Genomic DNA, 13,736 nt, shown 5'->3' with positions numbered 1-13,736 from the left:
ATGGCGCGCATCGAATTATTGAGCCCCCGCCTGGCTAACCAGATTGCTGCTGGTGAAGTGGTAGAGCGGCCCGCCTCGGTTATCAAGGAGCTGTTGGAGAACAGTCTGGATGCGGGTGCTGAGCGCATCGATATTGACGTTGAGCAAGGGGGCGTCAAGCTATTGCGCGTGCGCGACGATGGCAGTGGCATCGTGCAGGACGATTTGCCGCTGGCGCTGTCACGCCATGCCACCAGCAAGATCCGCGATCTGGATGACCTTGAGCGCGTCGCCACCCTGGGCTTTCGCGGCGAGGCGCTGGCGTCGGTCAGCTCGGTCTCCAGGTTGACGCTCACCTCCTGTACCGCCGAGGCCGACCAGGCTTGGCAGGTAGAAACCGAGGGGCGGGATATGCAGCCCCAGCTGCAACCTGCAGCGCATCCTCGGGGTACCACCGTTGAAGTGCGTGACCTGTTTTTCAATACCCCGGCCAGACGCAAATTCCTGCGTACGGAAAAGACCGAATTCAGTCACCTTGAAGAGGTCGTCAAGCGCCTCGCTTTGTCGCGCTTTGATGTGGCGTTCAATCTCAGGCATAACGGGCGCACTGTGTTCAGCCTGCGTCCGGCGCATGGCGAGCAGGAGGCCCGGCGGCGGGTGGCCAGCGTGTGTGGTCCAGCGTTCGTTGAGCAGTCGCTATCCATTGATAGTGAGCGCAGTGGGCTGCGGCTATGGGGTTGGGTCGGGCTGCCGACCTTTTCGCGCAGCCAGGCGGATTTGCAGTACTTCTTTGTCAACGGCCGCATGATCAAAGACAAGCTGGTGGTGCATGCTGTTCGGCAGGCCTATCGAGATGTGCTCTTTAATGGCCGCCACCCGACCTTCGTATTGTTTCTCGAAGTGGATCCTGCGGTGGTGGATGTTAATGTGCATCCGACCAAGCATGAGGTCCGTTTTCGCGACGGACGCATGGTCCATGATTTCCTGTTCAGTACCTTGCATCGGGCTTTGGCTGCGCAGCGTCCGGGTGATCCGCCTGGTGCTGATGGGTTGGCGGGCGAATCTGTGCCCCCGGCAACGGCAAGCACTGGAGTTGCTGCAGGTGTGTTCTCAGGGCAGGGGCGGATGTCGCTGCAGGAGCCGCCAGCCAGTTGGTCCTCGCCATCGGCTTACCAGCCGGAGCGGCCCTCGATTGCCGAGGTGAGCGGCAGTTTGTCCGGTTATTCGGCGCTCTATAACGCGCAACCTGCGGGTGTAGTGCCAGCAGAGCAGGGTGACCAGCAAGATGTGCCGCCGTTGGGTTATGCCATAGCGCAGTTGCACGGGGTCTATATTCTGGCTGAGAGCGCGCAGGGTTTGGTGGTCGTCGATATGCATGCCGCGCATGAGCGTATCACCTACGAGCGCCTCAAGTTGGCTATGGATCAGGAGGGCCTGCGCGGTCAGCCTTTGTTGGTGCCTGAATCACTTGCGGTGAGTCAGCGCGAGGCCGACTGCGCCGAGGAACATGCCGATTGGTTCGCTCGCCTGGGCTTTGAGCTGCAGCGTCTGGGGCCGGAAATGTTGGGTATTCGTGAGATACCTGCGCTGCTGCGTCAGGCCGATGCGGTGCAATTGGTCCGGGATGTACTCAGTGATCTGCTGGAGTACGGCACCAGTGACCGTATCGAGGCCCACCGCAATGAATTACTATCGACCATGGCCTGTCACGGCTCGGTCAGGGCCAACCGCCGGCTGACCTTGACGGAAATGAATGCATTGCTGCGTGATATGGAGCAGACCGAGCGCAGCGGACAGTGCAATCATGGACGACCCACCTGGACACAGATGGGTATGGTCGAACTGGATAAGTTATTTCTACGTGGTCGCTGAGCCCTGGCGTTCTTTTTCCAAGCGTCATCTGGTCTATAAAGTGTATCGGAGTGTTGCGTGAATACCGTTGTCAAACCTCCGGTCATCTGTCTGATGGGGCCTACTGCATCGGGCAAAACTGATCTTGCGTTGTACCTGGCCGAGCACTTGCCGTGTGAGCTGGTCAGTGTTGATTCTGCGCTGGTCTATCGCGGTATGGACATTGGCACAGCTAAACCAGATGCCGACACGCTGGCCCGATTCCCTCATCACCTGATTGATATTCTTGACCCTGCCGAAGCTTATTCTGCCGCGCGGTTTTGTTCAGACGCCCAGTCGCTAATCAGCGATATCCACGCCCGTGGCCGTATTCCGTTGCTGGTGGGTGGCACCATGATGTACTTCAAAGCGCTCTCGGATGGGCTTGCCAGCATGCCTCCAGCAGACCCTGCGATCCGCGCGGGTATTGAGGCGATAGCCGTGACCGAAGGTTGGCAGGCTGTCCACGGCAGGCTGGCTGAAGTTGACCCGCAGGCGGCTGAACGCATTCATCCGAATGATCCGCAGAGAATCCAGCGAGCCTATGAGGTCTATCTGCTATCGGGGATCAGCCTGACTGACTGGCACCTGCGGCAAGCGTCAGAAAAAGCCTTGGGCCAGACGCCCGGCTCGTCTTTTTTGCCTTATACTATGCGTTATCTATCTATAGCTCCTGTCGAGCGCCAGATTCTGCATCAACGGATTGCTCAGCGCTTTGAATTGATGATGCAGCAGGGTCTGGTAGAAGAGGTCCAAGCTTTGTACTCCAGGTCCGATTTGCATGCTGGGCTGCCGTCGATTCGGGCAGTGGGTTACCGGCAAATATGGGATTACCTGGAGGGGAAACTCTCACGCGATGAGGCGGTCGAAAAGGGAGTTATCGCTACGCGGCAGCTAGCCAAGCGACAGCTTACCTGGTTGCGGGGTTGGAAGGCGGAGATTGAGTGGTTCGATAGCCTTGATCCGAAAAGATTTGACCAGGCCTTGAAAGCGCTTGAACCGGCCACAATATAAGTTTCCAGTGTTCTGCTAGTCTTGATTTCAGATGGTGGTTAGAAAATTGGCACCGACTCTCCTGAAGGATTATGGACAGTTCGGTTAAAACGCATTATTCAATGCTTACAAATAGGCTTTCCATAAGCCATAAGGAGTGAGGCAATGTCAAAAGGGCATTCACTACAAGACCCTTACCTGAACGTTCTGCGCAAGGAACGGGTTCCGGTATCTATTTACCTGGTCAACGGCATTAAACTGCAGGGTCAGATCGAGTCTTTCGATCAGTTTGTCATCCTGTTGAAGAATACCGTCAGTCAGATGGTTTATAAGCACGCTATTTCTACTGTCGTGCCGGGTCGTCCGGTGCGCTTGCCTGTCCAGGGCAGCGGCGATGAAGCAGAGATGGAAACACCTTGATTTTTGGGGAGGTCTGATTGTTTTTTGAGCGCCATGAAGGGGGTGAACGTGCGATTCTCGTTCACCTTGAAAGTCAGGATGAGCGCACCCGAGAAGATCCTCAGGAGTTTGTCGAGCTGGCCAATTCGGCCGGCGCCGATATAGCAGCCTTCCTCACCGTCAATCGCCACCAACCCAGCCCGCGCTTTTTGATTGGCGCTGGGAAAGTGGAGGAATTGCAGGCTAGCGTTGCCGAGCATGAAGCTGATCTGGTCATCTTCAATCACGTGCTGACACCCAGTCAGGAGCGAAACCTTGAAGGTGAGCTCAAATGCCGGGTGATAGACCGGACCGGTTTGATCCTCGATATCTTCGCCCAACGAGCCCGTACCCATGAGGGCAAGCTGCAAGTCGAACTGGCGCAGCTTGACCATCTGAGCACGCGGCTAGTGCGCGGTTGGACCCACCTTGAGCGCCAGAAGGGCGGTATAGGTCTGCGCGGGCCGGGTGAAACCCAGCTTGAAACGGACCGGCGCCTGTTACGCGAGCGCATCAAGCAGATCACCCGGCGTTTGGCAAAGGTTCGCAGTCAACGCGAACAGGCCCGCCGTTCACGCCGGCGTGCTGAAATCCCGGTTGTGTCCTTGGTAGGCTATACCAATGCGGGCAAGTCGACGTTGTTCAATGTGTTGACCAGTTCAACGGTGTACGCCGCAGATCAGTTGTTTGCTACCCTGGATCCAACACTCCGGCGCATTGAACTGGACGATATAGGTCCGGCGATTCTGGCTGATACAGTCGGTTTCATCCGCCACCTGCCGCACAAGTTGGTCGAAGCTTTCCGCGCCACATTGGAGGAATCCAGTCAGGCTGATCTGCTGCTGCATGTGATTGATGCGGCTGATCCAGATCGCACTTCGCACATTGAGCAGGTGGTCAAGGTATTGACTGAAATCGATGCCATAGAGCTGCCCATTCTTGAGGTGTACAACAAGATTGATCTTCTTGAGGGCGTTGAGCCGCATATTCAGCGAGATGAATCCGGGCTGCCCGTGCGCGTCTGGGTCTCTGCTCAGCAAGGGTTAGGGTTGGAACTGGTTCAGCAGGCCATGGCGGAAAGGCTCGGTCAGGATGTGATTCAGGAGTCGATACTGCTGGAGCATGCGGAGGCCCGATTGCGCGCACAGTTTTATGCAGTGGGGGCGGTGGTAGAAGAACGCATTGCGGACGATGGCCGGCAGCAGTTGGACCTGCGCCTGCAGCGCGCTGATTTTCATCGGCTGCTTAAGCGCGAAGGTTGGTTGCCCGATGTGTTTTTGCAGCAACATACTTTGCAATAATGGGTTGCCCTACGGTTCGCTTAGGGCGAGCCAATTGCTGTAGGATTGAACAAGTATCTGGGGTGGCTTGAGAGTCATCCTGGTCTGGCAGGTTTACGAATAACGGAGAACGCTATGGCCTGGAATGAGCCTGGTGGTGGTAAAAATAACAACCAAGACCCTTGGGGTAGTGGCGGCAACAACAGCGGCAATAACGGCAATCGCGGTGGCAAGCAGGGTCCACCGGACCTTGATGAGGCGCTGAAAAAACTCCAAGACAGTCTTAACGGTCTGTTTGGTGGTAAAAAAGGCAGTGGTAACAATAGCGGTGGCAGTGGTCGCAACAGCGGTGGCGGGGCAGGTATTCCGAAGGCCGTGTGGGCCATTGCCGGTCTGGTTGTTATCGCGTTCTGGTTGTTCAGTGCGGTGTATACCGTTGATGAGCAAGAGCAGGCCATTATTCTGCGTTTTGGTGAATATCACCGCACAGTGGAATCCGGCTTGCATCTGTATTTTCCGCCGATCGAGCGGAAGTTTCAGCGTAACGTGACCCAGGTACGTTCCTATCGTCAGCAAGGCCAGATGTTGACCGAAGACGAGAATATTGTTGAGGTGCCGGTCGCCATTCAGTACCGCATTTCCAATCTTGAGAACTTTGTACTCAAGGTCGAAGATCCTGAAACCAGCTTGAGGCATGCTACTGAAAGCGCCTTGCGCCACGTGGTCGGTTCTACGTCAATGCACCAGGTGCTGACCGAAGGTCGTGAGCAGATGGGGGTTGAGACTACCGAGCGCTTGCAGCGTTATCTGGATACCTACAACACGGGTATTACCGTGGTTCAGGTGAACATCGAAAGCGCTCAGGCACCGGCCGAAGTGCAGGATGCGTTTGATGACGTGATTCGAGCGCGCGAGGACGAGGTTCGCGAGCGCAATCAGGCTGAATCCTATGCTAATGGGGTTATCCCTGAGGCCCGTGGTCGTGCCCAGCGCCTTCTCGAAGAAGCCAACGGTTACCGTGATGAAGTTGTCGCTCGCGCCGACGGTGAAGCGCAGCGCTTTAATCAGCTGTATGTTCAGTACCAAGCCTCTCCGCAGGTAATGCGTGAGCGCATGTACATCGAAACCTTGCAGGAAGTGATGACCAATACCAGCAAGATCCTGGTGTCAGGTGGTGACGGTAACAACAACCTGTTGTATCTGCCGTTGGACAAGCTGATGCAACAAGGTGGTGGCTCGTCCTCCTCCTCATCTTCTTCAAATGCAGCAGCCGGTGCTAGCGATAGTCAGGCGCGTATACCGCTTGAAATCCAGCAGCGTGATCTGCGTGCAAGGGAGTCCCGCTGATGAGCAATAAAACGGTTTTCGGCCTGATTCTGGCGCTGATAGTAGTGGTGGTTGGCTGGAACAGCTTCTTCGTTGTCAGTCAGATCGAACGCGGCATCGTGTTGCAGTTCGGTAAGGTTGTTAAAGATGATGTTCAGCCAGGTCTGCACTTCAAGCTGCCGTTTGTGCAAGAGCATCGCCTGTTTGATGGCCGGCTTCTAACGCTTGATACCGCTACCCAGCGCTATCTGACGCTGGAGAAGAAGGCGCTGATGGTCGACTCCTATGCCAAATGGCGTATCGCCAATGTTGAGCGCTTCTACACGGCAACTTCGGGTATGCGGTCCATTGCTGAAGAGCGCTTGTCGCGCCAGCTGGAGTCGGGTCTGCGCAACGAAGTGGCGCGCCGTACCCTCAATGAAGTGGTGTCCGGTGAGCGCGATCAGTTGATGGCCGATATCACCAGCACCCTGGATACCAGTGCGCGTCGCGAGCTGGGTATTGAGGTGCTGGATGTGCGGGTCAAGGCGATCGATCTGCCGCGCGAGGTGAATCGCAGCGTCTTTGAGCGTATGAGCACCGAGCGTGAGCGTGAGGCGCGTGAGCATCGAGCCAAGGGTCGGGAGCTGGGTGAAGGTATTCGTGCAGACGCTGATCGTCAGCAGCGCGTGATCCTGGCCGAAGCGTTCCGGGAAGCCGAGCAGATTCGCGGTGATGGGGATGCGCAGTCCGCTGCGATTTATTCGGAAGCTTACAACAAGGATCCTGAATTCTACTCGTTCTACCGTAGCCTCCAGGCTTACCGTGAAAGCTTCTCAAGCAAGTCCGATATTTTGGTGCTTGATCCTGATAGTGAGTTTTTCCGCTACCTTCAAGGTAATAGCGTGAGGTAGGCGGTCAACTGGCCACAGCTGCTGCCTTTGCAGGTGTGGCCAGGCAAAAACGTGATACAATCGCGCAGCCGGGGAAATCCCGGCTTTTTTGTGACCAGTGCTTGGCTGTTCTGGCTATAGTTCTGGTCTGATCGAGGGGAAACAGTGCATGTGGCAAAGTCTGGCGACTGCGCTCTGTTTAGTGCTGGTGATCGAGGGTTTGATGCCTTTTCTGGCACCAGCACGCTGGAAGCGCATGTTGGCTGAGGTGGCGCAGATAGGTGATACACCTCTGCGGCTGATCGGGCTGTCCTGCATGCTTACGGGTACCCTGTTTCTCTATCTGATTCGCTAGCAGAGTGCCGGTTTTGCCCGCATTCCACGCTTAGGAAAGGTTGTGATAATGCCGACTGTTGATAGCTGGCTGTTGCCTGATGGTATAGAAGAGGTGTTGCCTGAAGAGGCGGCGCGTATCGAAGCTGCCCGTAGGCGGCTGCTGGATCTGTTTGTCTCCTGGGGGTATGACCTGGTCATTACGCCCCATATCGAATACGTTGAATCCCTGTTGACTGGCGCCGGTCATGATCTTGAACTGCAAACGTTCAAGATGATTGATCAGCTCTCCGGGCGCATGCTCGGTCTGCGCGCAGATATCACGCCGCAGGTGGCGCGCATTGATGCGCATACCCTCGGTGCCGAGGGGCCTAGTCGGCTTTGTTATTGTGGCAGTGTCATGCATACCCGGCCCCGTGCGCTGTCTACCGCGCGCAGCGTGATCCAGTTGGGTGCGGAGCTGTATGGTGATGCGTCAAGCGCAAGCGATATCGAAATCATCAGCCTGATGCTTGAGAGCCTGAACAGTTGCCAGGTCAAAGGCGTGCATCTTGATATAGGGCATGTGGGCATCTTTCGCGGCTTAACCCAGGCAGCCGACCTGGAAGAGAGCACCGAACGGGCATTATTCGACGCACTCCAGCGCAAGGCGGTTGATGAAGTACGGCAGTTAACCGAGCCGCTGAGTCAGTCTTCGCTGGCGGCAATGCTGTGTAGTCTTGCTGAGTTATCCGGTGGGATAGAGGTGCTGGATCGGGCTCACGTGTTGCTTGACGGTGCGCCTGAGTCGGTCATGGCTGCGCTGGATGATCTGGTTGAAATAGCCCAGACTCTGGGTCGTCAGTATCCGAATATTCCGTTGTATTTTGACCTCGGTGAGCTGCGCGGCTATCACTATCACACGGGCGTGGTGTTCTCGGCGTATGTGGCGGGTGTTGGTCAGAGCATAGCTCAGGGCGGCCGGTACGATGATATCGGTCAGTACTTTGGCCGAGCACGCCCGGCTACCGGGTTTTCTACTGATCTGCGTTTGCTGGTAGAACGGGGGGTGATCACCGGTGGTGAGCGTATTCGCGGCATATGGGCTACCTACGCTAATGAGCCTGGTCTGCAGCTGGAGGTCATGGCTCTGCGTCGGCGCGGGGAGAGGGTGGTCGTCGCGTTGCCCGGCCAGATGGATTCCGAGGCGCTTGAGTATGGGTGTGACCGCATTCTGCGTTGGCGTGATAACGCTTGGCAGGTTGCTGAACTGAACAATTGATTCGATGGCTGTGCAGGCCGTTCAAATTTGAATGAGGCAAGAGCTGAAATGGGTAAGAACGTAGTCATCCTGGGTACCCAATGGGGCGATGAAGGCAAGGGCAAGATCGTTGATCTGCTCACCGATCAGGTAGCCGCCGTGGTGCGTTACCAGGGCGGTCACAATGCCGGCCACACGCTTGTCATCGATGGCGAGAAAACCGTATTGCACCTGATACCCTCGGGCATTCTTCGGGAAAATGTGCAGTGTTTCATCGGCAACGGCGTAGTGCTATCGCCGGAAGCGCTGATGAAAGAGCTCAAAGAGCTGGAAGCCAAGGGTGTGCCTGTGCGTGAGCGCTTGCGCATCAGTCCGGCGTGTCCATTGATTCTGCCTTATCACGTGGCTCTAGACCAAGCACGCGAAAAAGCGCGGGGCGAAGCCAAGATTGGTACTACTGGTCGTGGTATCGGGCCAGCCTATGAAGACAAAGTGTCTCGTCGTGGCCTGCGCGTGGCAGATCTGTTCCACCGCGAACGCTTTGCCGCCAAGCTGGGCGAGGTGTTGGATTACCACAACTTTGCCCTGCAGCACTATTACAAGGTCGATCCGGTCGATTTCCAGAAGACCCTGGACGAGGCCATGGGCTACGCCGAGTGGTTGCGCCCGCTGATGACTGACGTCACAGCGCGTCTGCATGAGCTGCGCCGCGAGAGTGCCAATATCATGTTCGAGGGGGCTCAAGGCTCGCTGCTGGATATTGATCACGGTACCTATCCCTTTGTCACCAGCTCCAACACCACGGCTGGGGGCACTGCAACTGGCTCTGGTTTTGGTCCGTTATACCTGGATTACGTGCTGGGTATTACCAAGGCTTACACTACTCGCGTCGGCTCCGGCCCTTTCCCTACTGAGTTGTTTGACGACGTCGGTGCGCGCCTTGCCGAGCGTGGTCATGAGTTTGGTTCGACCACGGGTCGTGCGCGTCGCTGTGGCTGGTTCGATGCGGTGATTCTGCGTCGGGCTATGGAAATCAACAGCATCAGCGGCCTGTGTCTGACCAAGCTGGATGTGCTGGATGGTCTGGACGTAATCCGTATCTGCATTGGTTACCGCAATGAGGATGGCGCAGTGATTGAAGCGCCTACTGATGCTGACAGCTACTTGGGGCTGGAACCGGTCTATGAGGATGTTCCGGGTTGGAGTGAGTCGACCCTGGGAGCGCAGACGCTGGAGCAGCTACCGGCCAATGCCCGCTCTTATATCAAGCGTATCGAAGAGTTGGTAGGTGCGCCGGTGGATATCATTTCTACAGGTCCGGATAGAAACGAGACGATTATCTTGCGAAAGATATTCTGATTAAAAAGGCGCCGCAAGGCGCCTTTTTAATGTCCATGCACTGGCTTGATTCAGTTGCTTGGTTAGGTGCTGTATTTTATGCGAGTAGGTGCCGGATTTGGCCCGCAGGGCAGTCGCGCAAGCCTAATCTAATGAGCGCGCGCTTTACAGAAATAATGGGGGGGTTGATGCGGATCTGGCGCGGTTGCGTCAGAAAAAAAATGGTGCCCAGGAGAAGACTCGAACTTCCACGGCCTTGCGGCCACCAGCACCTGAAGCTGGCGTGTCTACCAATTTCACCACCTGGGCGTCTTTTCGCAACGTTGGTGCTAAGCTGACCGTCTAGGTTTCGCGTTGCAACCGTTGTTGTGTTGACGGCGCGAATAATACGTAGCGCCCCAGAGCTTGTAAACCCCCTTGTGAAAAAAAGTGCAGAAACACGAGAAATAGGTGCATCTGGACGCAATTCGCGGTTCAATAGAGAGCTATGACGAAAAAACTAATATCCCAAGACTCGGCGCCTGCGTCGAGCAACTCCAAACGTACTTCCGCATCACCGGCCAACTGGGCAGCAATAGACCCAGAGGCTCATCGCGAAGCTCAGAATTACGATAACCCTATCCCCAGTCGTGAGTTGATCCTCAAGCTGCTTGAAGAACGCGGTGCGCCTGCTACGCGCGCTCAGCTGCAAGACGAGTTTGCGATCAGCGACGAAGATGGCATTGAGGCGCTTCGCCGACGCTTGCGCGCCATGGAGCGTGATGGGCAGCTCATCTATACCCGCCGCGGTGCCTATGCGCCGGTCGATAAGCTGGATCTGATCAAGGGCCGTGTCCAGGGTCACCGTGATGGCTTTGGTTTCCTGGTGCCTGACGGCGGCGGCGATGATCTGTTCCTCAGTCCGGCGCAGATGCGCCTGGTGTTCGATGGTGACCGTGTCCTCGGTCGTATTACCGGCGTCGATCGCCGCGGCCGCAGTGAAGGCACCATTGTCGAGATTCTTGAGCGCGCCCATGAGGTGCTGGTCGGCCGTTACTATACCGAGAACGGTATTGCCTACGTGGTCGCAGATAACGCCAAGATCAACCATGAGGTCTTGATTCAGCCGGGCGCCGAGGGCGGCGCACAGAACGGCCAGTATGTGGAAGTAAAGATTACCCAGTGGCCAAGTATTCATCGTCAGTCGCAGGGCGAAGTGATCGAGGTGGTAGGCGATTACATGGCTGCTGGCGTTGAGATCGAAGTGGCGCTGCGCAGTTACGATATCCCCAGCGTATGGCCTCAGGAGGTGCTTGATGAAGCGGCACGCCTGAAGGGTCACGTGGAAGACAAGGACAAGCTCAAGCGCGTCGATCTGCGTCACCTGCCGTTGGTGACCATCGATGGCGAAGATGCGCGTGATTTTGACGATGCGCTTTATTGCGAGCCACAGAAAGCCAGCGGGTGGCGCTTGTTTGCCGGCGGCTGGAAGTTGTATGTAGCGATTGCTGATGTATCGCATTACGTTCCAGTAGGCTCGGCGCTGGATCGGGAGGCTGAGTTGCGTGGCACTTCGGTTTACTTCCCTAGCGAAGTCGTGCCGATGTTGCCAGAAGCGATTTCTAACGGCTTGTGCTCCTTGATGCCCAAGGTTGACCGCTTGGCGTTGGTCTGCGAGATGACCGTGTCGAAGAGCGGTGAGCTGACGGATTATGAATTCTATGAAGGGGTTATTCACTCCCATGCGCGGCTGACCTATAACATGGTTTCGAGCATGCTTGAGCATCCACGCAGCCGCGAAGGGCAGGCGTTGATTGAAGAGCACGCCGATTTGCAGCCGGCACTGAAAAACCTGTACGAGCTATACAAGGCTTTGGCAAAAGCGCGGCAGGGCCGCGGAGCGATCGACTTCGAGACCACGGAAACGCGCATTATTTTTGGCGAGAACCGCAAGATCTCGGAAATTCGCCCCACTACCCGTAACGATGCGCACAAGATTGTTGAAGAATGCATGCTTTGCGCCAACGTCGCCACTGCGCGCTTCCTTCAGGATCTGGAATTGCCTGGGCTGTATCGTGTGCACGATGCCCCCAAGGATGAAAAGGTCGAACGCCTCCGTCAGTTCCTCGGTGCGATGGGTATGACCCTGACGCGCAAGAAAGGCACGCCAACACCCGAAGATTACAGTGCGGTGTTGCAGAAGGTGCAGGGGCGTACGGATGCTCAGTTAATTCAGACGGTCATGCTGCGTTCGCTGAGTCAGGCTGTCTACAGTCCGCATAATGCTGGCCACTTCGGTTTGAATTATGAGGCTTATACGCATTTCACCTCGCCGATTCGCCGCTATCCCGACCTGCTGACCCACCGGGCCATTCGCAGTGTCATCCGCTCGCGGAAAAAAACCGATCGGGTGCAGCGCGCTGGTGCCGGGGTGCTGCCCAAGGCGTCTATCTATCCCTATGATCTGGCGGCGCTGGAAAATCTGGGCCAGCAGTGTTCGCAAAACGAGCGGCGGGCCGATGAAGCCACGCGTGACGTGGTGAGCTGGCTCAAATGCGAGTTTATGAAAGACCGGGTGGGTGAGAGCTTCGACGGTCTGGTCACGGCCGTCACGGGCTTTGGTCTGTTTGTCGAGCTGACGGATATTTATGTAGAAGGTCTGGTGCATATCACTGCATTGCCGGCTGACTACTATCATTTCGATGCGGTGCATCATCGTTTGACTGGTGAGCGCGCAGGCAAGAGTTTCCGTCTGGGCGATACCGTCAGGGTTATGGTGGCACGGGTGGACCTGGATGAGCGCAAGATCGACTTCGAGATGGATAAGACGCAGCCGCAAGCGGCGAATGCCAATGTCGATGCCAGTCGCGCGGTGCGCCAGAAGTTGATGGATGATGCGAAAAAGGCCGGTGGTGCGGCGAGCAAGGGGCGTGCGCCCCGCTCAAAAGCGTCTTCAGGCAAGCCCAAGTCTGCTGGTGGCAAAAAACCGGCTGACAAAGCGGCTGGCCCTGCAGGGCTACCACGTGCGCCGCGGGCTCCGCGTGCACCCCGCGCTCCGCGCAAGCCGAGAGCGTGAGTTTGATATATGAGTGATAACGAATACGTCTACGGTGTGCACGCCGTACAAGCGATGCTGCAGCGCTCGCCCAAGCGGGTCAAGCAGCTTATGTTGGTGCGTGGCAGGTTGGATAGCCGCGTGCAGGCTCTGCTAGATCTCGCGGAAGCTGCAGGGGTTGGCGTGCAGCGGGTGTCACCAGACGATCTGGATAAGGTCGCCGAAGGAGTGCATCAGGGGGTCGTCGCGTCGGTGACGCCGAGTCAGATGTGGTCGGAGGATATGCTCGACAATCTGCTCGATAAGCTCGAGGGTCCGGCCTTGCTATTGGTGCTGGATGGTGTGACCGACCCGCATAACCTCGGCGCCTGTCTGCGCAGCGCCGATGCGGCGGGTGCGCACGCCGTGATTATCCCGCGGGACCGTTCCGCCAGTTTGTCGCCAACGGTGCGCAAGGTCGCTTGTGGGGCTGCTGAGACCGTTCCGCTGGTTGCCGTGACCAATCTTGCGCGCACATTGAAGCAACTGCAGCAGCGTGGGCTATGGATTGTCGGCACGGCAGGAGAGGCTGAGCAGTTGATTTACCAGGTAGACCTCAAAGTCCCCAGTATTATTGTGATGGGCGCTGAGGGTAGTGGTATGCGCCGCTTGACGCGCGAGCATTGCGATTATTTGGCTAAGCTACCAATGGCGGGCAGTGTGAGTAGTCTTAACGTATCGGTGGCCAGTGGCATCTGTCTGTTTGAAGCGGTTCGGCAACGGACGCAGGGCTAAGCGATAAGCGGCAAGGCAGGGCTAAAGCCAAAACCAAAACCCAAGCCGATCTCCAGTCTTGGCGCCGTTCCCGCGAAAGCGGGAATCCATTTTGGCCTGATATTTATCGAGCAGGGGACCGACGTTCTTCAGAATCGCGTTATTCCTCCGGTTTGTAGCTTGCCGCTTCCAGCTTAAAGCTTGCCTCTTCCCCCTCTCTCCCCTAGAATATGCGCCCCAAACTAGAGTTCTACTCCTTG

At 56.7% G+C, this 13,736-nt stretch carries 11 protein-coding genes and 1 tRNA gene; 11 read left to right on the top strand and 1 reads right to left on the bottom strand.

Annotated features, from left to right (window positions below; genetic code table 11):
* From mutL to K787_RS0103265, 9 genes are all read left to right on the top strand, one after another.
* Positions 1-1,851, top strand: coding sequence for a DNA mismatch repair endonuclease MutL (gene mutL / locus K787_RS0103305; RefSeq protein ID WP_022961369.1), 1,851 nt, complete (start codon positions 1-3; stop codon positions 1,849-1,851).
* A gap of 93 nt (positions 1,852-1,944) precedes the next feature.
* Positions 1,945-2,883: a tRNA (adenosine(37)-N6)-dimethylallyltransferase MiaA gene (gene miaA / locus K787_RS0103300; protein ID WP_040640774.1), complete on the top strand. Its 939-nt coding sequence runs from the start codon at positions 1,945-1,947 to the stop codon at positions 2,881-2,883.
* Positions 2,884-3,027: 144 nt separating this feature from the next.
* Positions 3,028-3,282: an RNA chaperone Hfq gene (hfq, locus tag K787_RS0103295; RefSeq protein WP_022961367.1), complete on the top strand. Its 255-nt coding sequence runs from the start codon at positions 3,028-3,030 to the stop codon at positions 3,280-3,282.
* 17 nt (positions 3,283-3,299) lie between these two features.
* A complete protein-coding gene (gene hflX / locus K787_RS0103290; RefSeq protein WP_022961366.1) occupies positions 3,300-4,601 on the top strand; it encodes a ribosome rescue GTPase HflX in 1,302 nt (433 codons plus the stop codon).
* A 114-nt stretch (positions 4,602-4,715) separates the two neighbouring features.
* Complete coding sequence (gene hflK / locus K787_RS0103285) at positions 4,716-5,927, top strand: FtsH protease activity modulator HflK (RefSeq protein ID WP_022961365.1); 1,212 nt, start codon at positions 4,716-4,718, stop codon at positions 5,925-5,927.
* Positions 5,927-6,799, top strand: coding sequence for a protease modulator HflC (gene hflC / locus K787_RS0103280; protein ID WP_022961364.1), 873 nt, complete (start codon positions 5,927-5,929; stop codon positions 6,797-6,799). Before hflK ends, hflC begins: the two co-directional genes overlap by 1 nt.
* Positions 6,800-6,947: 148 nt before the next feature.
* On the top strand, positions 6,948-7,133 hold the full coding sequence (locus tag K787_RS0103275; protein WP_022961363.1) for a DUF2065 domain-containing protein: 186 nt from the start codon (positions 6,948-6,950) through the stop codon (positions 7,131-7,133).
* 48 nt (positions 7,134-7,181) lie between these two features.
* Positions 7,182-8,372, top strand: coding sequence for an ATP phosphoribosyltransferase regulatory subunit (locus K787_RS0103270; RefSeq protein WP_022961362.1), 1,191 nt, complete (start codon positions 7,182-7,184; stop codon positions 8,370-8,372).
* A gap of 48 nt (positions 8,373-8,420) precedes the next feature.
* Positions 8,421-9,710 carry an adenylosuccinate synthase gene (locus K787_RS0103265; protein ID WP_022961361.1) on the top strand — a complete coding sequence of 430 codons (1,290 nt, stop codon included), beginning with the start codon at positions 8,421-8,423 and terminating at the stop codon, positions 9,708-9,710.
* 201 nt (positions 9,711-9,911) lie between these two features.
* Here the strand turns inward: K787_RS0103265 and K787_RS0103260 are convergent.
* Positions 9,912-9,998, bottom strand: a tRNA-Leu gene (locus K787_RS0103260).
* Between the two features lie 178 nt (positions 9,999-10,176).
* Here K787_RS0103260 and rnr point away from each other — a divergent pair.
* Together rnr and rlmB are read left to right on the top strand one after the other, a co-directional pair.
* Positions 10,177-12,744, top strand: a complete 2,568-nt coding sequence (gene rnr / locus K787_RS0103255; protein WP_022961360.1) for a ribonuclease R — start codon at positions 10,177-10,179, stop codon at positions 12,742-12,744.
* 9 nt (positions 12,745-12,753) lie between these two features.
* On the top strand, positions 12,754-13,497 hold the full coding sequence (rlmB, locus tag K787_RS0103250; RefSeq protein WP_022961359.1) for a 23S rRNA (guanosine(2251)-2'-O)-methyltransferase RlmB: 744 nt from the start codon (positions 12,754-12,756) through the stop codon (positions 13,495-13,497).
* Positions 13,498-13,736 lie beyond the last annotated feature (239 nt).

Source organism: Halopseudomonas pelagia CL-AP6, assembly GCF_000410875.1.
In the GTDB taxonomy this organism is placed as follows: Bacteria; Pseudomonadota; Gammaproteobacteria; order Pseudomonadales; family Pseudomonadaceae; genus Halopseudomonas; species Halopseudomonas pelagia.
The sequence above is the reverse complement of the archived record's forward strand: the minus strand, read 5'-3'. Positions and strand labels throughout refer to the sequence as shown.

Bases quoted from the DNA above. Each gene is read 5' to 3' on its own strand.
- mutL (WP_022961369.1), top strand. From the start codon at position 1: ATGGCGCGCATCGAATTATTGAGCCCCCGCCTGGCTAACCAGATTGCT.
- miaA (WP_040640774.1), top strand. From the start codon at position 1,945: ATGGGGCCTACTGCATCGGGCAAAACTGATCTTGCGTTGTACCTGGCC.
- hfq (WP_022961367.1), top strand. From the start codon at position 3,028: ATGTCAAAAGGGCATTCACTACAAGACCCTTACCTGAACGTTCTGCGC.
- hflK (WP_022961365.1), top strand. From the start codon at position 4,716: ATGGCCTGGAATGAGCCTGGTGGTGGTAAAAATAACAACCAAGACCCT.
- hflC (WP_022961364.1), top strand. From the start codon at position 5,927: ATGAGCAATAAAACGGTTTTCGGCCTGATTCTGGCGCTGATAGTAGTG.
- K787_RS0103275 (WP_022961363.1), top strand. From the start codon at position 6,948: ATGTGGCAAAGTCTGGCGACTGCGCTCTGTTTAGTGCTGGTGATCGAG.
- K787_RS0103270 (WP_022961362.1), top strand. From the start codon at position 7,182: ATGCCGACTGTTGATAGCTGGCTGTTGCCTGATGGTATAGAAGAGGTG.
- K787_RS0103265 (WP_022961361.1), top strand. From the start codon at position 8,421: ATGGGTAAGAACGTAGTCATCCTGGGTACCCAATGGGGCGATGAAGGC.
- rnr (WP_022961360.1), top strand. From the start codon at position 10,177: ATGACGAAAAAACTAATATCCCAAGACTCGGCGCCTGCGTCGAGCAAC.
- rlmB (WP_022961359.1), top strand. From the start codon at position 12,754: ATGAGTGATAACGAATACGTCTACGGTGTGCACGCCGTACAAGCGATG.